Annotated in this window: 23 protein-coding genes; 15 read left to right on the plus strand and 8 right to left on the minus strand. The window is 69.7% G+C overall.

Annotation, left to right across the window (positions count from 1 at the left end; genetic code table 11):
• Positions 1-96: 96 nt before the first annotated feature.
• From ADL25_RS35965 to ADL25_RS35985, 5 genes are all read left to right on the plus strand, one after another.
• Positions 97-855: an NUDIX hydrolase gene (locus ADL25_RS35965; RefSeq protein ID WP_059132104.1), complete on the plus strand. Its 759-nt coding sequence runs from the start codon at positions 97-99 to the stop codon at positions 853-855.
• A gap of 122 nt (positions 856-977) precedes the next feature.
• On the plus strand, positions 978-2,723 hold the full coding sequence (locus ADL25_RS35970) for an ATP-binding cassette domain-containing protein (RefSeq protein WP_059132105.1): 1,746 nt from the start codon (positions 978-980) through the stop codon (positions 2,721-2,723).
• A 162-nt stretch (positions 2,724-2,885) separates the two neighbouring features.
• Positions 2,886-3,773 carry a FadR/GntR family transcriptional regulator gene (locus tag ADL25_RS35975; protein ID WP_079050804.1) on the plus strand — a complete coding sequence of 296 codons (888 nt, stop codon included), beginning with the start codon at positions 2,886-2,888 and terminating at the stop codon, positions 3,771-3,773.
• A 557-nt stretch (positions 3,774-4,330) separates the two neighbouring features.
• Positions 4,331-5,878: an RNA polymerase sigma factor gene (locus ADL25_RS35980; protein ID WP_059132256.1), complete on the plus strand. Its 1,548-nt coding sequence runs from the start codon at positions 4,331-4,333 to the stop codon at positions 5,876-5,878.
• Positions 5,879-5,999: 121 nt separating this feature from the next.
• Positions 6,000-6,818 carry a S1 family peptidase gene (locus tag ADL25_RS35985; RefSeq protein WP_059132107.1) on the plus strand — a complete coding sequence of 273 codons (819 nt, stop codon included), beginning with the start codon at positions 6,000-6,002 and terminating at the stop codon, positions 6,816-6,818.
• Between the two features lie 210 nt (positions 6,819-7,028).
• Here the strand turns inward: ADL25_RS35985 and ADL25_RS35990 are convergent, their stop codons facing one another.
• Complete coding sequence (locus ADL25_RS35990; RefSeq protein ID WP_059132108.1) at positions 7,029-7,259, minus strand: DUF7455 domain-containing protein; 231 nt, start codon at positions 7,257-7,259, stop codon at positions 7,029-7,031.
• A gap of 441 nt (positions 7,260-7,700) precedes the next feature.
• On the opposite strand from ADL25_RS35990, the gene ADL25_RS35995 reads away from it, so the two are divergent.
• The 6 genes from ADL25_RS35995 (at position 7,701) to ADL25_RS36020 (ending at position 15,084) form a co-directional block, all read left to right on the plus strand.
• Entirely contained in the window at positions 7,701-9,824 is a 2,124-nt protein-coding gene (locus ADL25_RS35995; RefSeq protein ID WP_059132109.1) for a DNA gyrase/topoisomerase IV subunit B, read from the plus strand.
• A gap of 688 nt (positions 9,825-10,512) precedes the next feature.
• Positions 10,513-11,037, plus strand: a complete 525-nt coding sequence (locus tag ADL25_RS36000) for a DUF1453 family protein (protein WP_059132110.1) — start codon at positions 10,513-10,515, stop codon at positions 11,035-11,037.
• On the plus strand, positions 11,034-12,185 hold the full coding sequence (locus ADL25_RS36005) for a sensor histidine kinase (RefSeq protein ID WP_059132111.1): 1,152 nt from the start codon (positions 11,034-11,036) through the stop codon (positions 12,183-12,185). The genes ADL25_RS36000 and ADL25_RS36005 overlap by 4 nt, the downstream gene beginning before the upstream one ends.
• Entirely contained in the window at positions 12,182-12,865 is a 684-nt protein-coding gene (locus tag ADL25_RS36010; RefSeq protein WP_059132112.1) for a response regulator transcription factor, read from the plus strand. Before ADL25_RS36005 ends, ADL25_RS36010 begins: the two co-directional genes overlap by 4 nt.
• Before the next feature lie 69 nt (positions 12,866-12,934).
• On the plus strand, positions 12,935-13,495 hold the full coding sequence (locus ADL25_RS36015) for a DUF485 domain-containing protein (RefSeq protein WP_079050805.1): 561 nt from the start codon (positions 12,935-12,937) through the stop codon (positions 13,493-13,495).
• Positions 13,492-15,084, plus strand: coding sequence for a cation acetate symporter (locus ADL25_RS36020; RefSeq protein WP_059132114.1), 1,593 nt, complete (start codon positions 13,492-13,494; stop codon positions 15,082-15,084). Before ADL25_RS36015 ends, ADL25_RS36020 begins: the two co-directional genes overlap by 4 nt.
• 52 nt (positions 15,085-15,136) lie before the next feature.
• Here ADL25_RS36020 and ADL25_RS36025 read toward each other — a convergent pair whose 3' ends face one another.
• Positions 15,137-15,829, minus strand: coding sequence for a response regulator (locus ADL25_RS36025; protein ID WP_059132115.1), 693 nt, complete (start codon positions 15,827-15,829; stop codon positions 15,137-15,139).
• 160 nt (positions 15,830-15,989) lie between these two features.
• Here ADL25_RS36025 and ADL25_RS36030 point away from each other — a divergent pair, with 160 nt between their 5' ends.
• The 3 genes from ADL25_RS36030 (at position 15,990) to ADL25_RS36040 (ending at position 18,814) form a co-directional block, all read left to right on the plus strand.
• Positions 15,990-16,805 carry an ABC transporter ATP-binding protein gene (locus ADL25_RS36030; protein WP_059132116.1) on the plus strand — a complete coding sequence of 272 codons (816 nt, stop codon included), beginning with the start codon at positions 15,990-15,992 and terminating at the stop codon, positions 16,803-16,805.
• Complete coding sequence (locus ADL25_RS36035) at positions 16,795-17,661, plus strand: ABC transporter permease (RefSeq protein ID WP_059132117.1); 867 nt, start codon at positions 16,795-16,797, stop codon at positions 17,659-17,661. The genes ADL25_RS36030 and ADL25_RS36035 overlap by 11 nt, the downstream gene beginning before the upstream one ends.
• 91 nt (positions 17,662-17,752) lie before the next feature.
• Positions 17,753-18,814, plus strand: coding sequence for an ABC transporter substrate-binding protein (locus tag ADL25_RS36040; protein ID WP_059132118.1), 1,062 nt, complete (start codon positions 17,753-17,755; stop codon positions 18,812-18,814).
• Positions 18,815-18,830: 16 nt separating this feature from the next.
• Here the strand turns inward: ADL25_RS36040 and ADL25_RS36045 are convergent, their stop codons facing one another.
• The 4 genes from ADL25_RS36045 to ADL25_RS36060 all read right to left on the minus strand — a co-directional run bounded on the left by ADL25_RS36045 (position 18,831) and on the right by ADL25_RS36060 (position 23,743).
• A complete protein-coding gene (locus ADL25_RS36045) occupies positions 18,831-19,520 on the minus strand; it encodes a response regulator (RefSeq protein ID WP_059132119.1) in 690 nt (229 codons plus the stop codon).
• Positions 19,517-21,250 carry a sensor histidine kinase gene (locus tag ADL25_RS36050; protein ID WP_059132120.1) on the minus strand — a complete coding sequence of 578 codons (1,734 nt, stop codon included), beginning with the start codon at positions 21,248-21,250 and terminating at the stop codon, positions 19,517-19,519. The genes ADL25_RS36045 and ADL25_RS36050 overlap by 4 nt, the downstream gene beginning before the upstream one ends.
• A gap of 112 nt (positions 21,251-21,362) precedes the next feature.
• The gene (locus ADL25_RS36055) at positions 21,363-22,313 is read right to left on the minus strand and encodes a sucrase ferredoxin (protein ID WP_059132121.1); all 951 of its coding nucleotides are present in this window, start codon (positions 22,311-22,313) and stop codon (positions 21,363-21,365) included.
• A 173-nt stretch (positions 22,314-22,486) separates the two neighbouring features.
• Positions 22,487-23,743 carry a citrate synthase gene (locus ADL25_RS36060; RefSeq protein WP_059132257.1) on the minus strand — a complete coding sequence of 419 codons (1,257 nt, stop codon included), beginning with the start codon at positions 23,741-23,743 and terminating at the stop codon, positions 22,487-22,489.
• 96 nt (positions 23,744-23,839) lie between these two features.
• Between ADL25_RS36060 and ADL25_RS36065 the strand changes: the two genes are divergently transcribed.
• Complete coding sequence (locus ADL25_RS36065; RefSeq protein ID WP_059132122.1) at positions 23,840-25,006, plus strand: citrate synthase; 1,167 nt, start codon at positions 23,840-23,842, stop codon at positions 25,004-25,006.
• 173 nt (positions 25,007-25,179) lie between these two features.
• Here the strand turns inward: ADL25_RS36065 and ADL25_RS36070 are convergent, their stop codons facing one another.
• Together ADL25_RS36070 and ADL25_RS36075 are read right to left on the minus strand one after the other, a co-directional pair.
• Positions 25,180-25,416: a hypothetical protein gene (locus ADL25_RS36070; RefSeq protein ID WP_079050806.1), complete on the minus strand. Its 237-nt coding sequence runs from the start codon at positions 25,414-25,416 to the stop codon at positions 25,180-25,182.
• A 143-nt stretch (positions 25,417-25,559) separates the two neighbouring features.
• A complete protein-coding gene (locus ADL25_RS36075) occupies positions 25,560-26,105 on the minus strand; it encodes a DUF6082 family protein (protein WP_059132124.1) in 546 nt (181 codons plus the stop codon).
• Positions 26,106-26,289: the final 184 nt, after the last annotated feature.

Consider the following 26,289-nt stretch of genomic DNA (forward strand, 5'->3'; position numbering starts at 1 on the left):
CCCTCGATGAGGTGGGTCGGCGACAGAACTGGATCAGCTGCGGAAGCGGTTGCCGAAGGGAGTGTTTATCGTCAAGCAGACGACTATGATCGCGGCATGCCCTACGACCCGTCAGCCTTTCCGCCCTTCGCCGTCACCGTGGACCTGGTCGTGCTGACCGTGCGCCGTCATGCTCTGTGTGCGCTGGCGGTCCGCAGGGGCGAACCGCCGTTCCAGGGCCGATGGGCGCTCCCGGGGGGATTCGTTCGGGCGGACGAGGATCTGGCGCAGGCTGCTGCACGTGAGCTGACCGAGGAGACGGGGCTGTGCGCCCACGACCCCAACGCACCCGTCCAGGACAACGGCGCTCACCTGGAACAACTGGCGACGTACGGCGACCCGAAGCGTGACCCGCGGATGAGAGTGGTGAGCGTGGCGCACCTCGCGCTCGCTCCCGACCTGCCCGCGCCGCGGCCCGGCGGGGATGCCAACAGTGCACGCTGGGCCCCTGTGGAGGAGTTGTTGCAGCAGGGCGGCTACGGCAGGGACGGGGAGCAGGCGGCACCGCTCGCCTTCGATCATGCGCAGATCCTGGCCGACGGTGTGGAGCGTGCCCGTTCCAAGATCGAGTACTCCTCGCTGGCCACTGCCTTCTGCCCGGCCGAGTTCACCGTGGGTGAGCTGCGCCGGGTGTACGAGGCCGTATGGGGTGTGGCCCTCGACCCGCGCAACTTCCACCGCAAGGTGACCGGAACTCCAGGGTTCCTTGTTCCCACGGGGGGCACGACGACCAGACAGGGGGGGCGTCCGGCGCAGCTTTTCCGTGCGGGCGGGGCCACGCTGCTGAACCCGCCGATGCTGCGTCCCGAGGTCTGACCACCGTAGGGGCATCGTTCGCGCAGTGAGGCCGCCGCGGACGCATGTCCTATGGGGCAGTCGGCGCGGTACCGCCGCCACGGTGACCGAAAAAGCGGACATATCGCGCTATCTTCCATCAGGTGATCCAGGCGATCGGACTGACCAGCAATCCCCGCAGGGACCTTCCGCCCGCCGTCGACGACGTGTCCTTCGAGGCGCACGCGGGCCACGTCACCGCGCTCCTCGGAGCCTGCGGTGCGGGCAAGACGACGGCGCTCCGGCTGATGCTCGAACTCCAACCGGGCCGCGGCATCACTTACTTCCGGGGACGTCCGCTGCACCGCATCGCCCATCCGCGGCGTGAGGTGGGCGTGCTCCTCGGTGACGTCCCCGGCCATCCCGCGCGTACGGTCCGTGGGCAACTGCGCATGCTGTGCTGCGCGGCGGGCGTGCCTGTCCATCATGCGGACGAGGTCCTCGAGAGGGTGGGACTCGTCGGCCTGGGTCACGAGCCGCTGGGGACGCTCTCGCGCGGCATGGACCGCCGCCTCGGTCTCGCCTGCGCTCTTCTCGGCGACCCGCACACCCTCGTTGTCGACCAACCCGTCCACGGTCTCTCCGCTCGAGAGGGGCGCTGGCTGCACGGCGTTCTGCGCGCGCATGCCGCCCAGGGCGGCACTGTCCTGTTCGCCACGGACGACCCCAGGGAGGCGGCCGGTAACGCCGACCGCGTCGTCACGCTCGACAGAGGCCGACTCGTCGCCGACCAGGAAGCCGCCGAGTTCGGCCGGACCCGGCTGCGCCCGCGGGTGGCCGTACGCAGCCCGCATGCGGTGCGACTTGGGGCGCTCCTCGCCAAGGAGGCAAGGGCGGCCCGGCGTTCGGTAGAGGTCGTCCACGAGGACGGCAACCGGCTCTCGGTGTACGGCAGTACGTGCGCCGATGTCGGTGAGACGGCCTTCCGGCACGGCATCCTCGTGCACCAACTCGCCGACGAGATCGGTGACATGGGATTGCCTGCCGAAGCAGGGGCTGCAGCGGCGCCGTCGCCGTCGGCGAAGACGCAGGAGCCGGGTGATCTCCCGGCGTTGCCGCCGCCCGTCGGGGTTCGCGTCGCTACCGACCCCCTTCGCCCACTGCGCTACGAACTGCTCCGCACCTCCGGTGTCGCCACGGCCTATCTCGTCACCGCTGCCGCGCTCGTCGTCTCCGTTCTCGTCTCCGTGATCCTTGCCCGCAGCGGACACACTCCGGGGCACCTGGTGGCAGCGGCCTGGCCGCAGGATCTTCCGCTGCCGCCCGCCGCGCTCGGCGCGGGCCTGCTCGGCGCGCTCGCTTTCGGCGACGAGTTCCGCCACCCCGTCCTCGCCGCGCACCGCGGGACCGTTCCGCGGCGCCTGGGGCTGCTGGCCGCGAAGCTCCTCGTCACCGGAGCCGTCGCGCTGGCCCTGGCAGTGCTCACGATCACCTTCGACTTCGAGGTCCTCGCCGTCGTCTTCGGGGGAGAGGTGGCGCGGGTCCCGGCTGACTGGTTTTCCCTCGTCGTGAGTTGGTGCGGGCTCGTCGTGGGGTGTGCCTGGGCCGGCGTGCTGGCCGCCGGGATCTTCCGGTCCACGACGGCGGGACTCGCCGCGGTGCTCGCGGTCCCCGTCCTCGTCGTGCCCGTTCTGCAGCAGGTGCTGGCGAGGCCGTCCGTGGGGACCGCGGAAGGCCTTGTCGCACGGATGCGGGGACTCTCGCCGCTGCAGTGGCCCTTGGGCGGCGAGCGGTATCTGACAGCCGCAGTGCATGTGATCGCTCAACCCGTCGGCGGCGCACTGGCCTTGTCCCTGGCCGTGCTGCTCTGCGCGTATCTGCTCACGGTGCTGCGCGGCAGGGCCCGATGACAACCGTCTGTGCCCAACCCTGCCCGCCGTGCACGCAACTCCCCGGAAAGTGCCCATTTCTTTCCGATAAGGCGTCAATTGCGACGCCGTGAGCGATCACCCTTTCGTGTGCTTTTCACCAAAGACCTCAAGGCAGTTGGAGAGGGCGCCGACAAAGGATCCGTGAGTACCCTTGCGCACACCATGATGACCGCCGCCCGCTCCGCAGACTCCGGCCTGGCCGGACCGGGCGAACTCGACCGCTACCCCTACGCCGAGGCGCCCGCCGCCGACCGCGTCGGCTCACCCTCCTGGGAGGGCGCGGACCCGGAACTGGGTCGCGTCGGCCGACGCGCCGCGGGCAGCCGTGGACGTGGACTCCACGGCCAACTCGTCCAGCAACTGGGCCAGATGATCGTTTCCGGCGACCTGGGTGCCGACCGCCCCCTGGTGCCGGAGGAGATCGGTCAGCGATTCGAGGTGTCCCGCACCGTCGTCCGTGAGTCGCTGCGCGTCCTCGAAGCGAAGGGCCTGGTCAGCGCCCGGCCGAACGTCGGCACTCGGGTGCGTCCCGTGAGCGACTGGAACCTCCTCGACCCGGACATCATCGAGTGGCGGGCCTTCGGGCCCCAGCGCGACGACCAGCGCCGCGAACTCAGCGAGCTGAGGTGGACCATCGAGCCGCTCGCCGCCCGCCTCGCCGCAGGTCACGGGCGTGAGGAGGTTCAGCAGCGGCTCGGCGACATGGTCGAGATCATGGGGCACGCCATGGGCCAGGGCGACTCCCTGACCTTCTCGCGTGCCGACGCCGAGTTCCACTCGCTGCTGATCCAGGTCGCCGGCAACCGCATGCTGGAGCACCTCTCGGGGATCGTCTCGGCCGCCCTCCAGGTCTCCGGCGGACCGGTGACCGGTTGCGAGCGCCCGAACGACGCGGCCCTGACCCAGCACGCCCGCATCGTCGACGCGCTCGCCGCGAGCGACGGGGCGGCCGCCGAGAGCGCGATGCGTCAATTGCTCACCGTCCACCCCGAGGTGGAGCGCGTGGTGCCAGCGCCGCGGGAGCACTGACCGCAACCGTGCGGGCGGTGCGACCGGGTGTGGGTGCCCGTCGTGCAGCACCGGGCCGTGCGGTCCACAACCGCGCAGCGCCGTCCACCCGCCGTCGGACTCCGTCGGATCCTCCAGGGACCCGGCGGAGTCCGACGGGGACGGACGGCGTCGCCGGTTCCGGAGGGCGGCCGCGTCGCGGACGAGGCGGAGCCGGTCGCGGGTGTCGGTACCGCCCCAGGTCCCCTGTGTCGACCGAGGGCTTCGGGGTGCGGCAGCGCTCTGCCGACGGCGGTTGGCCTCCGGGACGACAACAGCTGAATATCTCTGCCCGTATCTGGACGTTTTTGAGCGGTTACGGGGTGTGATCCGGGCCACGCGGATTGGGCGTAACGCTTCGGGGCACTATGCGATGACCTAAGAGGTGACAGCCGAGGAGGGAATACGGACGCCGTTCACGGCGCTGTGCATCTCCCCGGCCCTTGCCCGCGCCGTCGGCCCATCCCCAAGCCGGCGGTCGGCTCCTGTCCTGGTGGACGGGGCCGGAAGCCGTTTTCCAACGTTCCGAGAGGTTGTTCGTGTCGGCCAGCACATCCCGTACGCTCCCGCCGGAGATCGCCGAGTCCGTCTCTGTCATGGCTCTCATTGAGCGGGGAAAGGCTGAGGGGCAGATCGCCGGCGACGATGTGCGTCGGGCCTTCGAAGCTGACCAGATTCCGGCCACTCAGTGGAAGAACGTACTGCGCAGCCTCAACCAGATCCTCGAGGAAGAGGGTGTGACGCTGATGGTCAGTGCCGCAGAGCCCAAGCGCACCCGTAAGAGCGTCGCAGCGAAGAGTCCGGCCAAGCGCACGGCCACCAAGACCGTTGCGGCGAAGACGGCGACCTCGAAGAAGGCCACCGCTCCAGCCGCTCCGGCCGTGCCGGTCTCCGACGACCCGGCTGAGGACGCGCCCGTCAAGAAGGCCGCTGCCAAGAAGGCGACGACCGCCAAGAAGGCCGTCGCCAAGAAGACCGTCGCCAAGAAGGCGTCGGCCGCCAAGAAGACGACGGCGACCGACAAGAAGGACGACGTCGAGCTGATCGAGGAGGAGGTCGTCCTCGAGGAGACCCCCGGCAAGGCCGGCGACGAGCCCGAGGGCACCGAGAGCGCCGGGTTCGTGCTGTCCGACGAGGACGAGGACGACGCCCCCGCGCAGCAGGTCGCCGCGGCCGGCGCGACCGCCGACCCGGTCAAGGACTACCTGAAGCAGATCGGCAAGGTCCCGCTGCTCAACGCCGAGCAGGAGGTCGAGCTCGCCAAGCGCATCGAGGCCGGGCTGTTCGCCGAGGACAAGCTGGCCAACGCGGACAAGCTCGCCCCCAAGCTCAAGCGTGAGCTGGAGATCATCGCCGAGGACGGCCGGCGCGCCAAGAACCACCTCCTGGAGGCGAACCTCCGTCTGGTGGTCTCCCTGGCCAAGCGCTACACCGGCCGCGGAATGCTCTTCCTGGACCTCATCCAGGAAGGCAACCTCGGTCTGATCCGCGCGGTCGAGAAGTTCGACTACACCAAGGGCTACAAGTTCTCCACGTACGCCACCTGGTGGATCCGTCAGGCGATCACCCGCGCCATGGCCGACCAGGCCCGCACCATCCGTATCCCGGTGCACATGGTCGAGGTCATCAACAAGCTGGCCCGTGTCCAGCGCCAGATGCTCCAGGACCTGGGTCGCGAGCCCACCCCGGAGGAGCTGGCCAAGGAGCTCGACATGACCCCGGAGAAGGTCATCGAGGTCCAGAAGTACGGCCGCGAGCCCATCTCCCTGCACACCCCGCTCGGTGAGGACGGCGACAGCGAGTTCGGTGACCTCATCGAGGACTCCGAGGCCGTCGTTCCCGCGGACGCGGTCAGCTTCACGCTCCTCCAGGAGCAGCTGCACTCGGTCCTCGACACCCTGTCGGAGCGCGAGGCGGGCGTGGTCTCCATGCGCTTCGGCCTCACCGACGGTCAGCCGAAGACGCTCGACGAGATCGGCAAGGTCTACGGCGTCACCCGTGAGCGGATCCGCCAGATCGAGTCCAAGACGATGTCGAAGCTGCGTCACCCGTCGCGTTCGCAGGTGCTGCGCGACTATCTCGACTGAGCCTCGCTCGTAGTCCCCGGAGGGGCCGGTTCCCGTGGGAACCGGCCCCTCTGCGTGTGCGCGTCGTAGCCGACTGGATCACTGTGGGTGTTCTACGACCATCCGACAGTGAGGAGTGCCCATGCGCCGCCACCTTGCCCGAGCCCTGGCTGTAGGGGTCGCGGCAGCCGTGATACCGCTGGTGTCCCCGGTTTCGGCGACGGCGGACAACGTCGTCATCGGAGGCTTCCCGGTCGACATCTCGAAGAGTCCGTGGACCGTCGCACTCTCCAGCCGTGACCGGTTCGGTGGTACCCGTGCGGGGCAGTTCTGCGGGGGAGTGGTGGTGGACCGTTCCAAGGTCCTGACCGCCGCCCACTGCATGAGCGCGGCCGTCCTGGGCGCACCACCGGGCCAGGTGCCGGACCTGAAGGTCATCACGGGTCGTACGGATCTCATGTCCGCCCAGGGCAAGGAAATCCCGGTGGCCGCCACGTGGGTCAATCCGACGTACAACAGCCTCACGAACGCCGGTGACTTCGCCGTGCTCACCCTTGCCTCCCCGCTGCCGGCGAGTTCGGTCATCGGCATGGCGGCGGCCGGTGATCCGGCCTATCAGCCGGGGACGCAGGCGACGGTGTACGGCTGGGGCGACACCACCGGCGCCGCGGACTACGAGCGCAGTCTGCGGGGCGCGAACCTTCAGGTCCTGCAGGACAATGCCTGCGGGAGGGCATACCCCGGCGGTCTGGACGGCAAGTACCAGCCCGCTTCCATGCTGTGTGCCGGTATGCCCCAGGGCGGTCACGACGCCTGCCAGGGGGACAGCGGCGGACCGCTTGTCGCCATGGGGCGTCTGATCGGTCTGGTGTCCTGGGGAAGCGGCTGCGGGCAGCCGGGCAGCCCCGGGGTCTATACGCGGGTCTCCGAGGCCGTCAAAGCGCTGAGCGGTGGCCGATGACGGTGACACGCGTCCGGAGCTCCATCGCGTACGTCGGCGGGTGCCGCGCAGCGGACCGCGGCTGCGTGACGGGGCGGGCGGCTCCTTGAGCGCTCCGCGGCGCCGTCGCGGTGCGCCCTACGAATACAGGCGGCCACTCCGTGTGATCGGAGTGGCCGCCCGCTTCACCGGCCTAGGCGCCGGTGTCGGCTCGTCGGTACGCGCTAGGTGTCAGCGTTCGTCTTCCGAGGTGCTGGCCGGAACGGAGGTCAGCCGCTCCGTCTCGTCCTGTATCTCGGCGGCGATCTTCTTGAGCTCCGGCTCGAACTTGCGACCGTGGTGGGCGCAGAAGAGCAGTTCTCCGCCGCTCAGGAGGACGACGCGTACGTACGCCTGGGCGCCGCAACGGTCGCAGCGGTCAGCGGCCGTCAGCGGGCTCGCGGGGGTCAGAACAGTAGTCACGTCGCCTCTTCTCTAGCTCGACGAGCTGTCGTACCAGGGTCAACATCCAACCAGGCCGAAAACGTTCCCGCTCGCGGCTTATCCTCGAAAAATTCTTTCCGGGGCGGCTGGCTGCTGCCGGTTGGCGGCGAATGTGCCGTATTACGTCTGTATGTCGTACGGGTTCGCGCTGTCTATCGGTGGTCGCGTCCTCCCGGCGGCGTTGCCGGTTGTGGATGAGGACGTGCCCCGAGGCTAAATGGTTCATGCCTCGAAGGGAACGTGATATGTACTTCACCCCAACCGGGTGTCGAACGTCCGTGCGACTCTGGACTAGTGTGAGTTCTCGACGAGGGTGGCGGTACAACGGCTCTACCAGGCCTCGGTACCCTCGGTCCGGTGACCCAAGCCGGCCCGTTACCCCAAAGGGCCCCATCTGAAATTCAGCGAGGAGCGAACCGCGTGACCGCCGATACGTCCGTGCCGTCCACAGCGCTGCTGACAGGAGCAGACCGCGACGGCTCCAACTACACCGCGCGGCACCTCCTCGTCCTCGAAGGCCTCGAGGCCGTGCGGAAGCGCCCCGGCATGTACATCGGCTCGACCGACAGCCGGGGTCTGAGCCACTGCCTCTGGGAGATCATCGACAACTCCGTCGACGAGGCCCTGGGCGGCTACTGCGACCACATCGATGTGATCCTCCACGACGACGGCTCGGTGGAGGTGAGGGACAACGGCCGCGGCATCCCGGTGGACGTGGAGCCCAAGACACGTCTGTCCGGCGTCGAGGTCGTGATGACCAAGCTGCACGCGGGCGGCAAGTTCGGCGGCGGCTCCTATGCGGCCTCCGGCGGCCTCCACGGCGTCGGTGCATCCGTGGTGAACGCCCTCTCCGCCCGTCTGGACGTCGAGGTCGACCGCGGCGGCCACACGCACGCGATCAGCTTCCGGCGCGGTGTGCCGGGGGTCTTCGCCGGTGAAGGCCCGACCGCGAAGTTCGAGTCCAAGAGCGGACTGCTCAAGGCGAAGAAGATCCCCAAGACCCGCACCGGCACGCGCGTGCGCTACTGGGCGGACCGCCAGATCTTCCTCAAGGACGCCAAGCTCTCCCTGGAGACGCTGCACCAGCGCGCCCGCCAGACGGCCTTCCTGGTTCCCGGCCTGACCATCGTCGTCCGCGACGAGTTCGGGCTGGGCGAGGGCGGAAGCAAGGGCGAGGAGTCGTTCCGCTTCGACGGCGGCATCAGCGAGTTCTGCGAGTACCTGGCGAGCGACAAGCCGGTGTGCGACGTCCTTCGCTTCTCCGGGCAGGGCACCTTCAAGGAGACGGTCCCCGTCCTGGACGACCACGGCCAGATGACGCCCACCGAGGTCACCCGTGAGCTGGGCGTCGACGTGGCGCTGCGCTGGGGTACCGGGTACGACACGACGCTGAGGTCCTTCGTCAACATCATCGCCACCCCCAAGGGCGGCACCCATGTCGCCGGCTTCGAGCAGGCGGTGACCAAGACGATGAACGACGTGCTGCGAGCCAAGAAGCTGCTGCGCGTCGCCGAGGACGACATCGTCAAGGACGACGCCCTGGAAGGGCTCACCGCGGTCGTGACCGTGCGCCTGGCCGAACCGCAGTTCGAGGGCCAGACCAAGGAGGTTCTCGGCACGTCCGCGGCCCGCCGGATCGTGACGAACGTGGTCTCCGCGGAACTCAAGGCGTTCCTGACCTCCACGAAGCGCGACGCCGCCCAGCAGGCCCGCGTCGTCCTGGAGAAGGCCGTGGCCGCGGCCCGTACGCGCATCGCCGCCCGTCAGCACAAGGACGCTCAGCGCCGCAAGACGGCCCTGGAGTCCTCCTCGCTGCCCGCGAAGCTCGCCGACTGCCGCAGTGACGACGTCGACCGCAGCGAGCTGTTCATCGTCGAGGGCGACTCCGCGCTGGGTACGGCCAAGCTCGCGCGGAACTCGGAGTTCCAGGCGCTCCTGCCCATCCGGGGCAAGATCCTGAACGTTCAGAAGTCGTCCGTGACGGACATGCTCAAGAACGCCGAGTGCGGTGCGATCATCCAGGTGATAGGGGCCGGATCGGGCCGGACGTTCGATATCGACGCGGCACGCTACGGCAAGATCATCATGATGACCGACGCCGATGTGGACGGGTCCCACATCCGCACCCTGCTGCTGACGCTGTTCCACCGCTACATGCGGCCCATGGTCGAGGCGGGCCGGGTGTTCGCCGCGGTGCCCCCGCTGCACCGCATCGAGATCGTCCAGCCGAAGAAGGGCCAGGACAAGTACGTCTACACGTACTCCGACCGCGAGCTGCGCGACAAGCTGCTGGAACTCCAGAGCAAGGGCATCCGGTACAAGGACTCCATCCAGCGCTACAAGGGGCTGGGCGAGATGGACGCCGACCAGCTCGCGGAGACGACGATGGACCCGCGTCACCGCACCCTGCGTCGCATCAACCTCTCCGACCTGGAGTCCGCCGAGCAGGTGTTCGACCTGCTGATGGGCAACGACGTGGCACCGCGCAAGGAGTTCATCTCCAGCTCGGCCGCGACGCTGGACCGGTCCCGCATCGACGCCTGACCTCTGCGTACGGCCCCGGCCGACATGTCCGGGGCGCACGGCGGTGATCCCCGTTCGGGCTCCGGGGCTCAGGCGGGGTCCGGGTGCTGGTCGAACGTGAGACCGGCACCGAGTACCGGGCGGGCGGCCAGGGACGGGTTCCGGCCGCGAGCCGTGTGGCTTCCGGGCAGCTTGCCCGGGCGATCGGCGCGGTCGCCCGGGCGGACCGCGCCCGGCTCGCGGTCGGCCGCGGTGGGGCGAAGGCCTCGGGGTTGCCCGCGGCTTCGAGCGGCCGGTGCGTGACGGCCGGCTGCCCCCCATGTCCGCATCACGCGGGTTTCACGGGCATGGGCTCTCGGGGCTTCCGGACCGCGACACCGTCGGCGGCGAGTGTGCGGGTGCGTGCCATCGGCGGCGGGTTTCCGCAGCGCGGCCATCGGCGGGCGACGGACGGGACCGACGAAACCCCGGCACGGGCTCCGATCGGTATCGGCGGCCGTGTCCGACCGGTGCCCCGAGGGCGGTGAGCGCCCTTGCGACGAGCGGCTACCGAGGACTGCCTCCACCCCAGGGTGGAGAGGGCAGGCGGTGCTCATTCCACCCACGATCCACCCCGACGCCGATCTGCTGACCTGCCGATTTCCGTAGCGTCCTGGGTGTCGACGGCAGCCGCTGTCGGCTTCCTTCCCTTCCGTTCACGGAGGCAGTGATGTCCGGGCTGGTCAACGCATTGGTGATCGTGGCCGTGGTCGCCCTGGTGATCGTGCGCCAGTTCCGGGCACGCCGGATCGACGCCGACCGGCGCTGGTGGCTGGTCCCGGTGGTCCTCATCGTTCTCGCGCTGCGCCGGCCCGGCCTGCTCGATCCCCATCACCCCACAGTGTCCGCTTTCCTGCTGGGCACCGAATTGCTGATCGGTTTGGCCACCGGGGCCGGCTGGGCCTGGACCACCCGGATATGGCTGGAGGCGGACGGCACCGCGTGGAGCAGGAGCACCAAGGCGAGCATCAGCGTCTGGATCGGCGGTATCGCCCTGCGGGTCGGTCTCTTCGCGGTCGGGGCAGCGCTGGGCGTCCACCAGGACAGCTCCGCCCTCCTGCTCGCCCTGGCGGGCACGCTGCTGGTGCGCTCGGGGTTCCTGGTCCGGCGGGTGAGGTCCCTCGTCTCGGCTGACGGGCCTGTCTCGGCGTACGGTGACGGCATGCGCCGGCCCGCACCGAAGGAGCGTGTGTGACGGACAACGTGTGGACGCGCTGGCCCTCGCGTGAGGCACTCTCCCGCAGGGGAGTGTCCGGTGCCCGGCGCGCGCTCGGCCGGTGCGCACGGCTCTTCGCCGCCGGAATGCTCCTGTGGGCCACCTTCACCGGCGGCCGACTGCCCATGTGGGGCGCGGTAGCGGCCGCGGCCGGGGTGCTGGTGTGCGCGGTGGCGGGCTGGGCCTTCTACCGGACCACACTGCACCATCGGCTCCTGCCTTCGGTCGGCCTGCTCGCGGGGCTCCTCGGGCTGGCACTCGTGGGGCACCTCGCGGGCCTGCGCATCCCGGCGCTCGTGCTCTGGTGCGCCTGCGCCGTCGTCGCCATGGAACGGCTGCCCCTCGCCGCCGCCGTACCCGCCGCAGGCGTCGGGCTCGGTGCGTACGTCGCGGTCAACAACGACGCCTGGTTGACCACCCTGGCCACCACGGTCGGCATCGCCCTCGCGGGCTACGTGCTGCGACTCGACGCGGAAGCGCGGGGCGGGGCCTTGCGGCTGCTCGCCCAGGAGCGGGCCGCACGGGTGGCCGAGGCCGAGTCGGCGGCCCTCGCGGAGCGGACCCGGATCGCACGGGACATCCACGACGTACTGGCGCACAGCCTCTCCGCGCAGCTTGTGCATCTGGAGGCGGCCCGGCTTCTGATCGAGTCGGGGGCCGAGCGGGACAGGATTTTGGAGCGGGTCGTGGCGGCCCGGGGGATGGCCAGGGAAGGACTCGCCGAGACCCGGCAGGCGCTCTCGGCGCTGCGTGGCGAGATGTCCCCGCTCGAGGACTTCCTGAGTGAGCTCGTCGCCACGGCGGGCCGCGCGGACGTCACCGTATCGGGTGAGAGCAAACCGTTGCCCGCCGAGGCCTCGCAGGCGGTTCGCAGGGTCGCCCAGGAGGCCATGACGAACGTCCGCAAGCACGCCCCCGGCGCCAAGGTGAGTATTCGGCTGGAGTACGCCGAGCACCAAGTGATGCTGGACGTGCGGGACTCGGGGGGTTCGCCGGGCGAACTGACCGGCACGGGCGCCGGGTACGGTCTGCTGGGCATGCGGGAGCGCGCCGAACTGCTGGGCGGTTCGCTGGAGGCAGGGCCCGGCGAGGAGGGATTCGTGGTGACGTTGAAGGTGCCGGTATGACGGAGGAGGAGGGCGGCAAGCCGGCGCGGGTGGTGGTGGCGGACGACCAGACGGTGGTGCGCGAGGGCATCGTGATGCTGCTGGGTCTGCTTCCCGGCGTCGAGGTGGTCGGCGCGGCCGGGGACGGGGAGGAGGCGGTGAAGCTCGTCGCCGAGCTGGCGCCGGACGTGGTGCTGATGGACCTGCGTATGCCGCGCTGCGACGGAGTCGAGGCGACGCGGCGCATCCGCAGCGAGCACCCGGGCACCCAGGTCGTCGTGCTCACCACCTACGCGGACGACGAGTCGCTGTTCCCGGCGCTGAAGGCGGGGGCGCGCGGGTATCTGACCAAGGACGCGGGCGGCGACGAGATCGTGCGGGCCGTGCGGAGCGTGCTGTCCGGGGACGCGGGGCTCTCCCCGAGCATCCAGCGACGGCTGCTGGAACGGCTGTCGGAGCCCGAGCGGCAGACGGCCGCGCCCGCGGAGCCACCGGACGGGCTGACCGCACGGGAGACGGAGGTGCTCGTGCTGATCGCCGACGGACTGACCAATCAGGAGATCGCCCGCAGGCTTCATGTCTCCACGGCCACCGTGAAGACCCACATCAACAATCTCTTCGCCAAGACCGGGCTCAAGGACCGTGCGGGGGCGGTCCGTTACGCGTATGCAAACGGTCTGGTCAGACCGCCCTCGCGCTGAGTCACCTGATGGGGTGAAGAGCACGGGGAAGGAGAGCCGGGGAACTTCCCGATCTGTCCATCCTTGGGCATGAAGTCAAGCAATGACCGTCCCGGCGGAGGCGGGGGCGGTCCCGAGAGTCCGGTCGAGAGGCACGAAGGCCGTGACGCGGCCCCCGCGTCCATGGGGGCGGCCGGACATGTCAGGCACGACGACCCCTGGTACGACGCGCTCGCCTCCGGTTGGGGCGAACTGGACGGGACAGGTGCTCCCGCCCCCGTGGTGCCGCCCGCGCGACGCGAGGAGGGCGCCTCCCGTGCGGGGGAGGTGTATCTGGAGGTGCAGCGCAGTGCGGCCTTCCAGGAGGTGCGCAGCCGGTACCGGAGATTCGTGGTCCCGGGTCTTGTCGCGTTCCTGGCCTGGTACCTGGGCTATGTGGTGACCGCGCAGACCGCGCCGGGGCTGATGGCACGGCCGGTGGCCGGCGCGGTGAACGTGGCGATGGTGGCGGGACTGGGACAGTTCCTGACGACCTTCCTGCTCACCTGGGCGTACGCGTGGCACGCCCGGTTGCGCCGGGACCGGGCGGCTCTCGATCTGCGCTGGCAGACACAAGAGTTGACGCGGGGACTCAAGGGCGGCGAGCGGTGAGCGAGCACCATCAGGCACTGGCTCTGGTGCTGTTCAGTGTGTTCGTGGCGATCACGCTGGCGATCACCACATGGGTGAGCCGCAACCGGCACGGTTCGGCGGAGGAGTTCTATGCGGGCGGGCGACTGTTCTCGCCGATGGAGAATGGTTTTGCCATTGCAGGCGACTACATGTCCGCCGCATCCTTCCTGGGTGTCACCGGACTGATCGCTCTTTTCGGTTATGACGGGCTGCTCTATGTCGTGGGTTTCCTCGTCGCCTGGCTTGTGGTGCTCTTCTTCGTCGCCGAACTTGTTCGCAACTGCGGACGGTTCACGCTGGCGGACGTCGTCGCGGCCCGGATGAGGGAGCGGCCGGTCCGGGTCGCGGTGGGGACGTCCTCGGTGACCGTGTCCGTGCTGTACCTCGTGGCGCAGATGGTGGGCGCGGGCAGTCTCGTGGCGCTGCTGTTCGGCGGGACGAGCGCCGCGGCGCGATCCTGGACCGTGATCGTCGTCGGCGCGCTGATGGTGATCTATGTGTCGCTGGGCGGGATGCGGGCCACGACCTGGATCCAGATCGTCAAGGCCGTGCTGCTGCTCGGGGGAACGGTGGCGCTGACCGTCCTCGTCCTGATGCGCTTCCACGGGGACCTCGACTCCTTGCTGCGGACCGCGGCGGAGCGCAGCGGGCACGGCGAGGCGTTCCTTGCACCGGGGCTGAAGTACGGCGGGAACTGGACCGCGCGCATCGACTTCATCAGCCTGGGACTGGCGCTGGTATTGGGCACGGCCGGGCTGCCCCACATCCTCTCCCGCTTCTACACCGTGCCGACTGCGCGGGCCGCCCGTCGCTCGGTCGTCTGGTCGGTCGGGCTCATCGGCGGCTTCTACCTGATGACGATCGTGCTGGGCTTCGGCGCGGCGGCCGTCGTCGGACCCGACGCCGTGCGGGAGTCGAACACGGCCGGCAACACAGCGGTACCGCTGCTGGCCCTGAAGCTGGGCGGCGGCGCGGAATCCGCAGGCGGGACGGTCCTGTTCGCGATGGTCGCCGCGATCGCCTTCGCCACGATCCTCGCGGTGGTCGCGGGCATCACCCTGGCCTCCTCGGCCGCCGTCGCGCACGACCTGTACGCATCGCTGAGACGCCGTCGGACCGGGGCGCGCAGCGAGGTGACCGTGGCGCGGGTCGCGGCCGCCGGAATCGGCGTGGTGGCGATCGCGCTCGGGTTGCTGGCCCGCGATCTCAATGTGGCTTTCCTGGTGGGGCTCGCCTTCGCCGTCTCCGCCTCCGCGAACCTTCCCGCGTTGATCTACTCGCTCTTCTGGCGCGGCTTCACGACACGCGGCGCCGTGTGGGCGGTCTACGGCGGCCTGGTGCCCGCCCTGGTGCTCGTGCTGCTGTCGCCGGTCGTCTCGGGCAGTCCCGATTCGCTGTTCCCCGCAGTCGACTTCCAGTACTTCCCGCTGCAGAACCCCGGCATCGTCTCCATCCCGCTCGGCTTCGTCGCGGGCTGGCTCGGCACGGTCACCTCGGGGGAACAGCCGGACGAGGCCAAGCACGCGGAGACCGAGGTGAGGTCGCTGACGGGGGCGGGCGCGGTCTGACCCGCAGGTACCACACTGCGGTGCGCGGGTCGCAGGGCCCGCGCACCCGCTGCTACGGCGCCACCCACGCGTACCGGTGTTCGGGCCGCCCCGTGTCGCCGTACTTCAGGGAGAGCCGCAGTCGGCCCACCTGCTCGAGGCGGCGCAGATAGCGCTGGGCGGTGGAGCGGCTCAACCCCGTCCGTGCGGCCACCTCATGGGCCGAGAGCGGTCGGCCGGACCGGTGCAGTACATCGCATATCAGGTCCGTGGTCGGCTCGGAGTGGCCACTGGGCAGCCCGGGTGAGGAGGACGCCGGCGTGGTGCGCAGGGCGCCGAAGATGCGGTCGACCTGTTCCTGGCCGGCCACCCCCCGGCCGCCGACGCGGTCGACCGTCCGGCGCAGGGCGGCATACGAGTCCAGGCGCGTGCGCAGGGCCGTGAAAGTGAACGGCTTCACCAGGTAGTGCAGCGCGCCCAGACGCATCGCGGCCTGCACCGTGGCCACGTCGCCGGCCGCCGTGATCATGATGACGTCGGTGCCATGGCCTTGCTCGCGCATGCGGTGGACCAGTTCGAGCCCCGTTTGATCGGGCAGGTAGTGGTCGAGCAGAACCAGGTCGATCGTGGCGCGCTCCACCGCGGCCAGCGCCTGGGCGGCACTGTGCGCGCGGGAGGCGACCCGGAAGCCGGGAACCTTTCCCACATACTTGGCGTTGATCTCGGCGACACGGAAGTCGTCGTCCACGATCAGGACGTTTATCATCGGGCCTCTCTCCCTCAAGGCCAGGCGAGCGTTAAGCCCGTGTTTCGGCTCCGCAGTTGTAGCGCGAGCAAAATGAGCACAACAGACTCTTGCAAGCAGAAGTAGGTCTTGCGCCCAGAAGAGTGCTGCCGCGGCCCCCAGCACATCTACGGTCCCGGCCATGAGCGCAGACACCAGCCCCGCCATCGAGCTACGGGGCGCGAGCAAGACCTTCCGGACCCCGTCAGGGGGTCTGCACACGGCCGTCAGGGGGCTTGATCTGACCGTCGGCCGCGGCGAGTTCGTAGCCGTCGTCGGACCCACCGGTTGCGGCAAGTCGACGACCCTGACGCTGGTCAGCGGGCTGGAGGAGCCCACCGAGGGCGAGGTGCTGGTGGCCGGCGCGCCGGTCGCGGGAGTCGGGGACAAGGTCGGCTTCGTCTTCCAGCAGGACGCCACGTTTCCCTGGCGCACGGTCCTGTCCAACGTCATGGCGGGCCCCCGCTTTCGTGGTGTGCCCAAGGCGGAGGCCAAGCAGAAGGCGCGCGAGTGGCTTGCACGGGTCGGGCTCACGGCCTTCGAGGACCGCTACCCGCATCAGCTCTCCGGTGGCCAGCGCAAGCGTGTCGCTCTCGCCGCCACTTTTGTCAACGACCCCGAGATCCTGCTGATGGACGAGCCGTTCTCGGCGCTCGACGTGCAGACCAGGGCGCTGATGTCGGACGAGCTGCTGGAGCTGTGGGAGGGCACGGGCGCCTCGGTCGTCTTCGTCACCCACGACCTGGAGGAGTCCATCGCGCTGGCCGACAAGGTCGTCGTGATGACCGCCGGCCCCGCGACCGTGAAGCACATCTTCGACATCGACCTGCCGCGGCCGCGCAAGGTCGAATCGGTGCGCCTGGAGCCGCGGTTCATCGAGATCTACCGCGAGATCTGGGAGTCCCTCGGCGAAGAGGTCCGCATCACGCGCGAAAGGGGTGCCGCCCATGTCGCCTGAGGTCATCTCCGCGTCGGCTCCCGTGGACACCTCCAAGCAGCCCGGCCGTGCCGAGTCCCGGGCGCGTGCCGCCCGCAGGCGCAAGGCCGTCGTCCTGGTCGCCCGTGTGCTGCTGCTGGTGGCCGTGCTCGGCCTCTGGGAGGCGCTGTCCCGGGCCAAGGTCATCGATCCCTTCAACTTCTCGATGCCTTCGAAGGTGTGGGACCAGATCTACACCTGGATCACCCACGGCACCGCGCTCGGCTCGCTCGGCGAGCAGATCTGGGTCACGCTCCAGGAGGCGCTGCTCGGCTGGGTCATCGGTGTGGCGGCCGGTGTGGTCTTCGGTATCGCACTGGGGAGGATCGCCTTCCTCGCCGATGTCCTTGGTCCATACATCAAGGTGCTCAACTCCATACCCAGGATCGTCCTTGCCCCGATCTTCGTGATCTGGTTCGGACTCGGCCCGTCCTCCAAGATCGCCTCGGCTGTCGTCCTGGTCTTCTTCCCGGTCTTCTTCAACGCCTTCCAGGGCGCCCGCGAGGTCGACCGCAATCTGGTCTCCAACGCCCGCATCCTGGGGGCCAGCGACCGGCGGGTGACGCTTCAGGTGGTCATCCCGTCGGCCACCTCATGGATCTTCACCAGTCTCCATGTCAGCTTCGGCTTCGCACTGATCGGCGCCATCGTCGGCGAGTACATCGGCGCCACCAAGGGTGTCGGCCTGCTCGTCGCACAGTCCCAGGGCACCTTCAACGCGGCCGGTGTGTATGCCGCGATGGTCATCCTCGCGGTCGTCGCGCTGGTGGCCGAAGGGCTGCTCACCTTCGCCGAGCGCCGCATCTTCCGCTGGAAGGCGTCGGACTCCGGGCACTGACCGGCTCTTCGGGCCCTCGTCGAGGGCGGCCGCCGGCTCTCACACGCACCTCCTCTTCCCGCACCGCCATCTCACAAGGACGTGAACCGTCATGCGCAAGTCCGCCAGAATCGCCTGCCTCGCCGCGGCCGGTCTGCTCGCCGCCACCTCGCTCACCGCCTGCGCCAATGACGCGGCGTCCACCGCCGCGTCCGGATCCGGTGGCAAGGGCGACGGAAAGGGCGAGAAGGTCAAGATCATGGTCGGTGGCCTGGACAAGGTCATCTACATGCCCGCGATGCTCACCCAGCGACTCGGCTACTTCGACGCCGAGGGCCTCGACGTCGAACTGCTGAGCGAGCCCGCCGGTGTGCAGGCCGAGACCGCACTGGTCTCCGGGCAGGTCCAGGGTGCCGTCGGCTTCTACGACCACACCCTCGACCTGCAGACCAAGGGCAAGCACGTCGAGTCCGTGGTGCAGTTCTCGCACGCGCCCGGTGAGGTCGAGATCGTTTCCGCCAAGGCCTCGAAGGACATCACGTCGCCCAAGGACTTCAAGGGCAAGAAGCTCGGAGTCACCGGCCTCGGCTCCTCGACGGACTTCCTCACCAAGTACCTCGCGGTCAAGAACGGTGTGCAGACGAGCGAGTTCAGCCCGGTCGCCGTCGGCGCAGGACCCACGTTCGTCTCCGCCCTCCAGAAGGGCTCCATCGACGCCGGAATGACCACCGATCCGACCGTCGCCACCGTGCTCCAGAAGAAGCTCGGCACGGTGCTCGTCGACATGCGGACCCCACAGGGGTCGCAGGAGGCGCTGGGCGGCCCGTACCCGTCGTCCAGTCTCTACATGCAGACGGAGTGGGTCGACGATCACAAGGCCACCGTCCAGAAGCTGGTCAACGCCTTCGTCAAGACCTTGAAGTGGATGTCCACGCACTCCGCCGACGAGATCGCCGCAAAGATGCCGGCCGACTACTCGCAGGGCGACAAGACGCTCTATGCGAACGCCATCAAGAGCACGCTCCCGATGTTCACCAAGGACGGCGTGATGCCGGAGAACGGACCCGAGACGGTCGAGAAGGTCCTCAAGGCGTTCAACCCCAACATCAAGAACGCCACCATCGATCTCGACAAGACGTACACCACGGAGTTCGTGGAGAAGGCCGCGGGCTGAGCCGACCGGCACTGCCTCAGGCGTGGGCCGCCCAGACGTAGCGATGCTCCGGGCGGCCCGCGTCGCCGTATTTGAGGGTCAACGTGGCCCTTCCCGTGCGCTCCAGCAGTTTCAGATAGCGCTGGGCGGTCTGCCGGCTCAGTCCTGTCCGCTCGGCGATCTCCTGGGCGGACAGCGGTCCTTTGGCGTTCACCAGGGCACGCCCCACGAGATCCGCGGTGGTGGGGGAGTGCCCCTTGGGCAGCCCCGGTTCCGTGGCCGCCGACATGGCGCCGAAGATCCGGTCGACCTCTGCCTGTTCCGCCCGACCGCCGCCGTCGAGCGTGCGGCGCAGTTCGGCGTACGCCTCCAGCCTGGCGCGCAGCCCCGCGAAGGCGAACGGCTTGACCAGGTACTGGAGTGCGCCCTGTCGCATCGCCGCCTGCACCGTCCGGACGTCCCGCGCCGCCGTCACCATGATCACGTCCGTCTCGTGACCGCGCCGCCGCATCTCCCGGACGACATCGAGCCCCGTGGCGTCGGGAAGGTAGTGGTCCAGCAGCATCAGGTCGGGGCGCGGCGAAGTCCCCAACAGGTGCAGGGCGCCTGACGCGTTGTGCGCCTGGCCCGTCACTCGGAAGCCGGGGACCTTGTCGACGTAGGCGGCGTTGACGCGGGCGACCCGGGCGTCGTCGTCCACGACCAGCACCTCGATGGGCCGGGTCATCGAGTGTCCTCTCCGGGGAGGTGAACGGGCGTCTGCGGGACCAGGTTCTCTTCTGCCGGTGCTTCCTGGGCGGGGACGCGGTGCCGGGGGTCCTCGGCGGGCGGCTCCGGTGTCCGGCCGGGCGCTTCGAGGGCGTCGGGCAGCACCACGGTGAATTCCGCGCCCCCGCCGTGAGCTTCACTCACCCGAGCGCTGCCTCCATGGCGTTCGGCGAGACGGCGCACCAGGGAGAGGCCGATACCGCGTTTGCCGTGGGACGGCGGCTGTTTGGTGGACCATCCGTCCGTGAAGATCAACTCCCGGCGTTCGGCGGGGATTCCGGGTCCCGTGTCCCGGACCCGGAGGACCGCCGTTCGCTCCTCCGCGCGCAGTTCGACCTCCACGCGCGCGTGCCGGGTGCCGGCCACGGCGTCAAGAGCGTTGTCGACCAGGTTGCCGACGATCGTGACCAGTCCTCTCGGATCGATCAGCCGGTCCGGCAGCAGCGTCCGGTCCGCGATCCACAGTGCCACGCCGCGCTCCGCGGCGACCGTGGCCTTGCCCACCAGCAAGGCGGCGAGCAGCGGATCGTGGATCTTCTCGGTGACCTGTTCCGCGGTGGTCCTGTGGTCGCCCACCACCTCGTCGACGAACTCCACCGCGTCGTCGTACATCTCCAGTTCGAGCAGCCCCAGGAGCGTGTGCATCCGATTGGCGTGCTCGTGGTCCTGCGCACGAAGGGCGTCGATCAGACCGCGGGTGGAGTCCAGCTCCCGGCCCAGCTGTTCGAGCTCGGTGCGGTCGCGCAGGGTGGCGACGGCACCCCCGTCGTCGGTGGGCATACGGTTGGCGACGAGGACGCGGTGACCGCGCACGGTGAGCAGATCGGTGCCGGCGACACGACCGGCGAGGACGTCCGTCGTACGGCCCTCGCCGAGCGCCTCGTCGAGGGACTGCCCGACGACCTCGTCACCGATGCCCAGCAGCCGTTGCGCCTCGTCGTTCACGAGCCGTACCCGGCCGGTCCGGTCCAGGGCGACCACGCCCTCCCTGATGCCGTGCAGCATCGCCTCGCGCTCCGCGAGCAGCGCCGAGATGTCGGAGAAGGCGAGGTCGCGGGTCTGCCGCTGAACCCTGCGCGCGATCAGATACGCGGCGAGGGCGCCGATGGCGAGGGCCGCACCCGCGTAGGCGAACAGTCCGGGGATGGCGTGGAGCAGCCTGGCCCGCACGCTGTTGTACTCGATGCCCACGGAGACCGCGCCGATGATCCTGCCCTGTGCGTCGCGCAGCGGCACCTTGCCGCGGGCCGAGCGCCCCAGGGTGCCGCTGTCGATCTGCATGACCTCCTCGCCGGCCAGGGCCTGTCTCGGGTCGGTGGACACGACCCGGCCGATCTGCGTGATGTCCGGGTGCGACCAGCGCACCCCCCTCATGTTCATCACCACGACGTACTCGGCCCTGCTCGCCTTGCGGATGTGCTCCGCCTCCGCCTGCACAGGTCCTTGCGGGGACGGCAGCGTCGACTGCAGGTCACGGGCGATCTGCGGCTGGACCGCGGTGGTCTGCGCGATCGCCAGGGCCTGGTGCATCGCCTGGTCGTCGAGCAACTGGCCGAGCGGGGCCAGGAACAGTCCGGTGGCGAGCACGGCGACGCCCGCGGCGATCGCGACCTGCGTCAGCAGGAGCTGCGAGAACATACGCCGCGGAAGGCCGAGGCGCAGTCGTCGTGCAGGGGGAGAGGGGGTCATGCGTAGACGGTACGGGTGCGCAGGCGCGTTGCCTCCGCAGATGTGGCACGGATCTCCCGAGGCGCGTGCGTGAGGGCTGTGAGAGCCGACCGTTGCCGTGGAGGGCGGGAGTTCAGCAGTGCGCGGGGTCGCCGACCACCGTGGTGAGCACCTCGCGTACCGACACGACGTCCATCCGAGCCGGTGAGCCGAGCGGGCTGCCGCAGCTGTCGGGGCGTGGGGGCAGCGACGCCCCCTGCGCGACCAGGACGCGCCACAGCCGGCCGTCGGTGTGGGCGACGGTGACCTCCCAGCGGGGCGCGGTCCCGTCCGTTCGGACGACGGTCAGCGCGTCCGCCGCGTACTCGTGGGCCGCAGTGCGGACGGCGAGTTCCGCCGCCTGCGCGGGTCGTCCCCAGGCGGAGCTGCCACGGCATCCCTCCACCACGACCCGTCCGTCACGCACTCCTTGGAGGATCTCCTTGACGTGCGGGGCCTGGGCACGTCCGTACGCGTATCCGAACGGAAGTACGAGCAGCGTGGGTGAGAAGCGATGGCCACCCAGATGAGTGACCTCCCAGACCCCCTCGACTCCGGAGCTGGTCAGCTCGGTCGCCAATGGGCGGCCGAGGAGGGCGCAGCAACGGTCCCGCTTGCCGTTGGTGCAGACGAACGCGAGCGGATCGCCTGTATGGGGTTCGGCCCGGAAGACCGAGTCGAAGGTGCTGGAGTCCCCGCGGCCCAGCGCGGCGAAGTCCAGGTCGAGCAGCCGCTCCGGCTCGGAGGTCGTGGCGGTCTGCAGCCACACGTTGCCCGGAAGGGTGTGGGCGGCATAGATCTGTCGTGCGGCGGGCGTGCCGCAGTCGGCGTGCCGGCCGGGGCGGCGGATGAGTGCGATCCGCACACCTGTGCCATCCGCGGCCGCCTCGAGGGCGCGGCCGAGCTCGGGATCCAGGTGGCTCGATGTGAGCGCTTTGGGACCCCAGGGGCCGGGCTGTTCCAGGAGCAGCCATGTCCTCGCGGTCGCCGCGGTCCCTGCGAGAGGCTCGTCGAGGTCCCGTGATGCGGTCGTGCACGTACTCACAGAGGTGAGCCTAACCTGACTTCGACGGCGACGACTTCCAGCCCCGCGAACAGGGGCGCATTCGGGGCGCATCGGGGGTGCGCCGCAGGCGCGCGAAGCGCACAGGGGGGCGGGCCGGATGCGACCGCGCACCGGCTCCCCGGTGCGCGGTCGCGGTCGTGGGCGCGCTCCGTTCACCGGGGGAGCGGCTGTGGCGGTCGCGCCCCCGCATAGCGCCCGCTCGGGCGCATGCGCAGCGGTCGTTCTTCGTACTCCTCCAGAGTGTGGGCGATCCAGCCCGCCGTGCGGGCCACGGCGAAGACCGTCTCCGCCGCCGTGGCCTCCATGCCGGAGGCGACCGTGAGGACGGCCAGGGCCAGGTCGACATTGGCGTGCAGAGGAGCGTGGCGGGCCGTGGTGGAGACGATGTCACGCGCGGCCGCCAGGGCCGGTGCCGCGGCAGGCAGCTCCTCCAGGACGCAGAACAGCGCACGCGCGCGGGGGTCCTCGCCCGGATACAGCCGATGCCCGAGCCCGGGGATCCTGCGCCCCGCACGGAGTTCGTCGGCGACCACGGGGGCCGCGGTGCCCCGGTCCAGGACGTCGAGGAGCATCCGGTGCGCCAGGCCGCCGGCCGCACCGTGCAGGGGGCCCTCCAGGACACCGAGGCCCGCGGAGACGGCGGCGTACGCGTGCGCCCGGGCGGACGCGGCGACGCGGACCGCGAGGGTGGAGGCGGCCAGGTCGTGGTCGGCGAGGAGCCCGAGTGCGGTGTCCAGCGCGCCTACTGACGTCTCGTCGGGGTCGCGTCCGGTGAGCCGTCCCCACAGGCGCCGCGCCAGCGGGCCCTCGTCGCGGTGGTCGGGCCGCAGTGGCGGGAGGGCGGCGACCAGCGTGGGGATGAGGGCGCGGGCGGCGCCGAGGACTGCCTGCGGTGACAGATCGAAGCGCAGCGGGTCCGCGGTGGCCGCGGCGATCGCCGCCACCCTCAGCCGGTCGGTGGGGCCGGTGTGCTCGGGCAGCGCGGCCACCGCTCGGCGTGCGACGGTGACGGCGGCCTCCGGGGCGGTGAAGGTGATTCCGGGCCGCAGCCGCCCGGTCCACAGCCACTCGGCGATCTCCTCGTAGGAGTGCCGGTCGGCCAGCTCGGTGGCGTCGACGCCGCGGTAGAAGTACCGGTCCTTCTCGATGAGGGTGATGGACGTGCGGACCGAGAGTTCGCCGGCGGCGGGTGAACCTCCGGCCGGCTCACGCCTGTTGCGCCGCGCGAGCGCCGCCACCTCCTCGGTGTCGAAGGTGCTGCCCCGGCCGCCGGGCTCCCGCCTGCTGCTGAGCTGGCCACGGCTCACATAGGCGTACACGGTCTCCGGTTTCACCCCGAGGAGTTCGGCCGCCTCCCTGGTGGTGATCCGAGTTCCGTCGTGCCCGCGAGCCGTGTCCTGATCCCTCATGACTGTCACCGTACCCATGGATCGCACATTGATTCAATCAATATTGACAGAGATGAATCAAGTATGGACAGTCGAGTCAATTCCAAGGGAGGACACATGTCGATCAGCAGGGCCGCATCCACCCCCGTAGAGGTGCCGCGCGGGCTCGCGGGTGTCGTGGTCACGGACACCGAACTGGGTGACGTCCGAGGGCTCGAGGGCTTCTATCACTACCGGGAGTACTCGGCCGTCGAACTCGCGCTGACCCGCGGCTTCGAGGACGTCTGGCACCTGATGGTCCACGGCGCGCTGCCGGACCCGGCGCAGCGGTCCGCGTTCGCCGCCAGGACCGCCGCCCTGCGCCGCCTTCCCGACGACGTCCGGGCTGCGCTTCCCGCGGTGGCGGCCGCGAGCGGCCGGTCCGGCCCGCTGTCGGGTCTGCGCACGGCGCTCTCCCTGCTCGGCGCCTCCAAGGGGTTCCGGCCGGTGTACGACATCGATGCGGACCGGCGCCGCGAGGACACTCTGGCGGCGGCGGCAGTCGTGCCCACGCTGCTGACGGCGCTGTACCGGCTGGGCCGGGGGCTGCGGCCGGTCGAACCGCGGGAGGACCTGCCGTACGCGGCCAACTACCTCTACATGCTCACCGGTTCGGAGCCCGACGAGGCGCATGCGCGTGCGATCGAGCAGTACTTGATCTCAACCATTGACCATGGATTCAATGCGTCAACATTTACGGCGAGGGTGATCACCTCGACGGGCGCGGATGTCGCGGCAGCCCTGGTCGGGGCAGTCGGCGCGCTGTCCGGACCGCTCCACGGTGGAGCGCCGAGCCGGGCCCTCGACACCCTCGATGCGATCGGCACGCCCGATCGCATCGACGCCTGGATCCGTGCGCGTGTCCTTGCCGGCGAGCGCATCATGGGCTTCGGCCACCCGGTCTACCGCACGGAGGACCCGCGCTCGAGGATGCTGCGGGGTATCGCGCAGCGGTTCGGCGGTGGGCTGGTGGACTTCGCGATCGAGGTCGAGCGCCGTGTGGAGGCGATCCTGGCCGAACTGAAGCCCGGCCGCCAACTGCACACGAACGTGGAGTTCTACGCCGGGGTCGTCATGGAACTCTGCGGTGTCCCGCGTGAGATGTTCACACCGACCTTCGCGACGGCCCGAGTGGTCGGCTGGAGCGCCAACATCCTGGAACAGGCGCAGGACCCGAAAATCATCCGCCCGGCGGCCCGGTATGTGGGCCCGGTGCCACCGGTCGCCGTGCCGGCGGTGGCGTGAGACATACGGAAGGTCCGGCACCGATCTGGTGTCGGACCCCGTCGATACTGTGCGAGCGGTGTCCGGGGTGGCGGGGTTCGGCTCGTCGTCCGGAGGTGGTCCTCAACCGGGGTTGCCAAGAGGGTGTACCTCGACGGGGGGCTCGGCAGCGGGTAGCCGACCCCGTGGTGTCGCTAGTGGTCGGGAATGTCCGCCTTCGCCCTGACGAGCGTTTCTCTGCTGACGATCACGATGCGCTCGTAGTCGGCACGGGCGGCGTCGGGGGGCAATTCGCCTTCGAGCGTCGCGGTGGCCTCGGTTCCGATTACGGCAAAGCTTCCATCGCTGAGTTCGAAGATATCTGGACAAGTTTCACCGGTCATGCTCCCGCGCTCGCGTGGAGAAGCGCCGATGCGACGCACAATTCTCAAGGCTGTCCCCGCTGAAGGGTAGGCGATATGGCGGGGAAAGGCTAGTTGGATGTTGCCAATGATGCGTACGCGACTGAAAGACGTGTCGACTTATGATAGACCGTAAGATATGTCAGGAGTGACCTCGGTTTGTGGAAGTGCCCTCATTCGGGCGGGAGTTCACCTACGACCCACCACTGGTCGCTGTCGGCTTCGTCGAGGTCGCGTATGAGAGCGTCAACCATTTGGCCGATACGCCCTTCTTCGGAGTCGCCCTTCAGGCTTGCCCGGTGATGGCGGGTCGCCTCCCAGTATTCGCGGAATATGGTGTTCCTGACGAGTACGCGGAGATGGCCGTGCAGTTCCTCCAAATTTGCGACACCTGTGCGGTAACCGAACAGGGCGTTGGAGTAGAGCGCATTGGCGTAGAGATATTGTCGCCGCTGTGTGGGTGAGTCGACTTCAACGGTGCTCAGTACCGCTGCCAGGTCAGGGTCCTCCAACGCTTTGCCCAGAAGGCGCAACTGGAGGCGCTGATAGTCGGCCAGTCGTGCTCGGAGGCTCTCGACCTCCCTCTCCGCGGCGTGTCGACGGAGCCAATCCCGTCGCTGGCGCTGCATGGCCAGTGTCGTGAGTACCGCCGCCCCGAACGCGAGTCCCGCCGCGGTGGCGGCGGCAGGCCCCCATGTCCCGTGCCTCTGTGTGGTCATGCCAACCCCCGAATCAGGCGACCGTCCGCCGGTCGTCGGATGCGGGTCTGCTGGAGGGGACCGGCGAGCGATGGGCGGCGCGCTTGCCGTCTCCCAGGGTGCCGAGCGGCTCTGATCGGCGGGGAGGCGGAGAGGAGGCGCACGGAGGGAAGTGCGGGTCGCGTTTCCCGGCGCCATGCCAAAC

This window comes from Streptomyces sp. NRRL F-5122, from assembly GCF_001507435.1.
In the GTDB taxonomy this organism is placed as follows: Bacteria; Actinomycetota; Actinomycetes; order Streptomycetales; family Streptomycetaceae; genus Streptomyces; species Streptomyces lannensis.

Coding starts and splice junctions, on each gene's coding strand:
- ADL25_RS35965 (WP_059132104.1), top strand. CDS start 97: ATGCCCTACGACCCGTCAGCCTTTCCGCCCTTCGCCGTCACCGTGGAC.
- ADL25_RS35985 (WP_059132107.1), top strand. CDS start 6,000: ATGCGCCGCCACCTTGCCCGAGCCCTGGCTGTAGGGGTCGCGGCAGCC.
- ADL25_RS36000 (WP_059132110.1), top strand. CDS start 10,513: ATGTCCGGGCTGGTCAACGCATTGGTGATCGTGGCCGTGGTCGCCCTG.
- ADL25_RS36010 (WP_059132112.1), top strand. CDS start 12,182: ATGACGGAGGAGGAGGGCGGCAAGCCGGCGCGGGTGGTGGTGGCGGAC.
- ADL25_RS36015 (WP_079050805.1), top strand. CDS start 12,935: ATGAAGTCAAGCAATGACCGTCCCGGCGGAGGCGGGGGCGGTCCCGAG.
- ADL25_RS36025 (WP_059132115.1), bottom strand. CDS start 15,829: ATGATAAACGTCCTGATCGTGGACGACGACTTCCGTGTCGCCGAGATC.
- ADL25_RS36030 (WP_059132116.1), top strand. CDS start 15,990: ATGAGCGCAGACACCAGCCCCGCCATCGAGCTACGGGGCGCGAGCAAG.
- ADL25_RS36035 (WP_059132117.1), top strand. CDS start 16,795: ATGTCGCCTGAGGTCATCTCCGCGTCGGCTCCCGTGGACACCTCCAAG.
- ADL25_RS36040 (WP_059132118.1), top strand. CDS start 17,753: ATGCGCAAGTCCGCCAGAATCGCCTGCCTCGCCGCGGCCGGTCTGCTC.
- ADL25_RS36045 (WP_059132119.1), bottom strand. CDS start 19,520: ATGACCCGGCCCATCGAGGTGCTGGTCGTGGACGACGACGCCCGGGTC.
- ADL25_RS36050 (WP_059132120.1), bottom strand. CDS start 21,250: ATGACCCCCTCTCCCCCTGCACGACGACTGCGCCTCGGCCTTCCGCGG.
- ADL25_RS36060 (WP_059132257.1), bottom strand. CDS start 23,743: ATGAGGGATCAGGACACGGCTCGCGGGCACGACGGAACTCGGATCACC.
- ADL25_RS36065 (WP_059132122.1), top strand. CDS start 23,840: ATGTCGATCAGCAGGGCCGCATCCACCCCCGTAGAGGTGCCGCGCGGG.
- ADL25_RS36075 (WP_059132124.1), bottom strand. CDS start 26,105: ATGACCACACAGAGGCACGGGACATGGGGGCCTGCCGCCGCCACCGCG.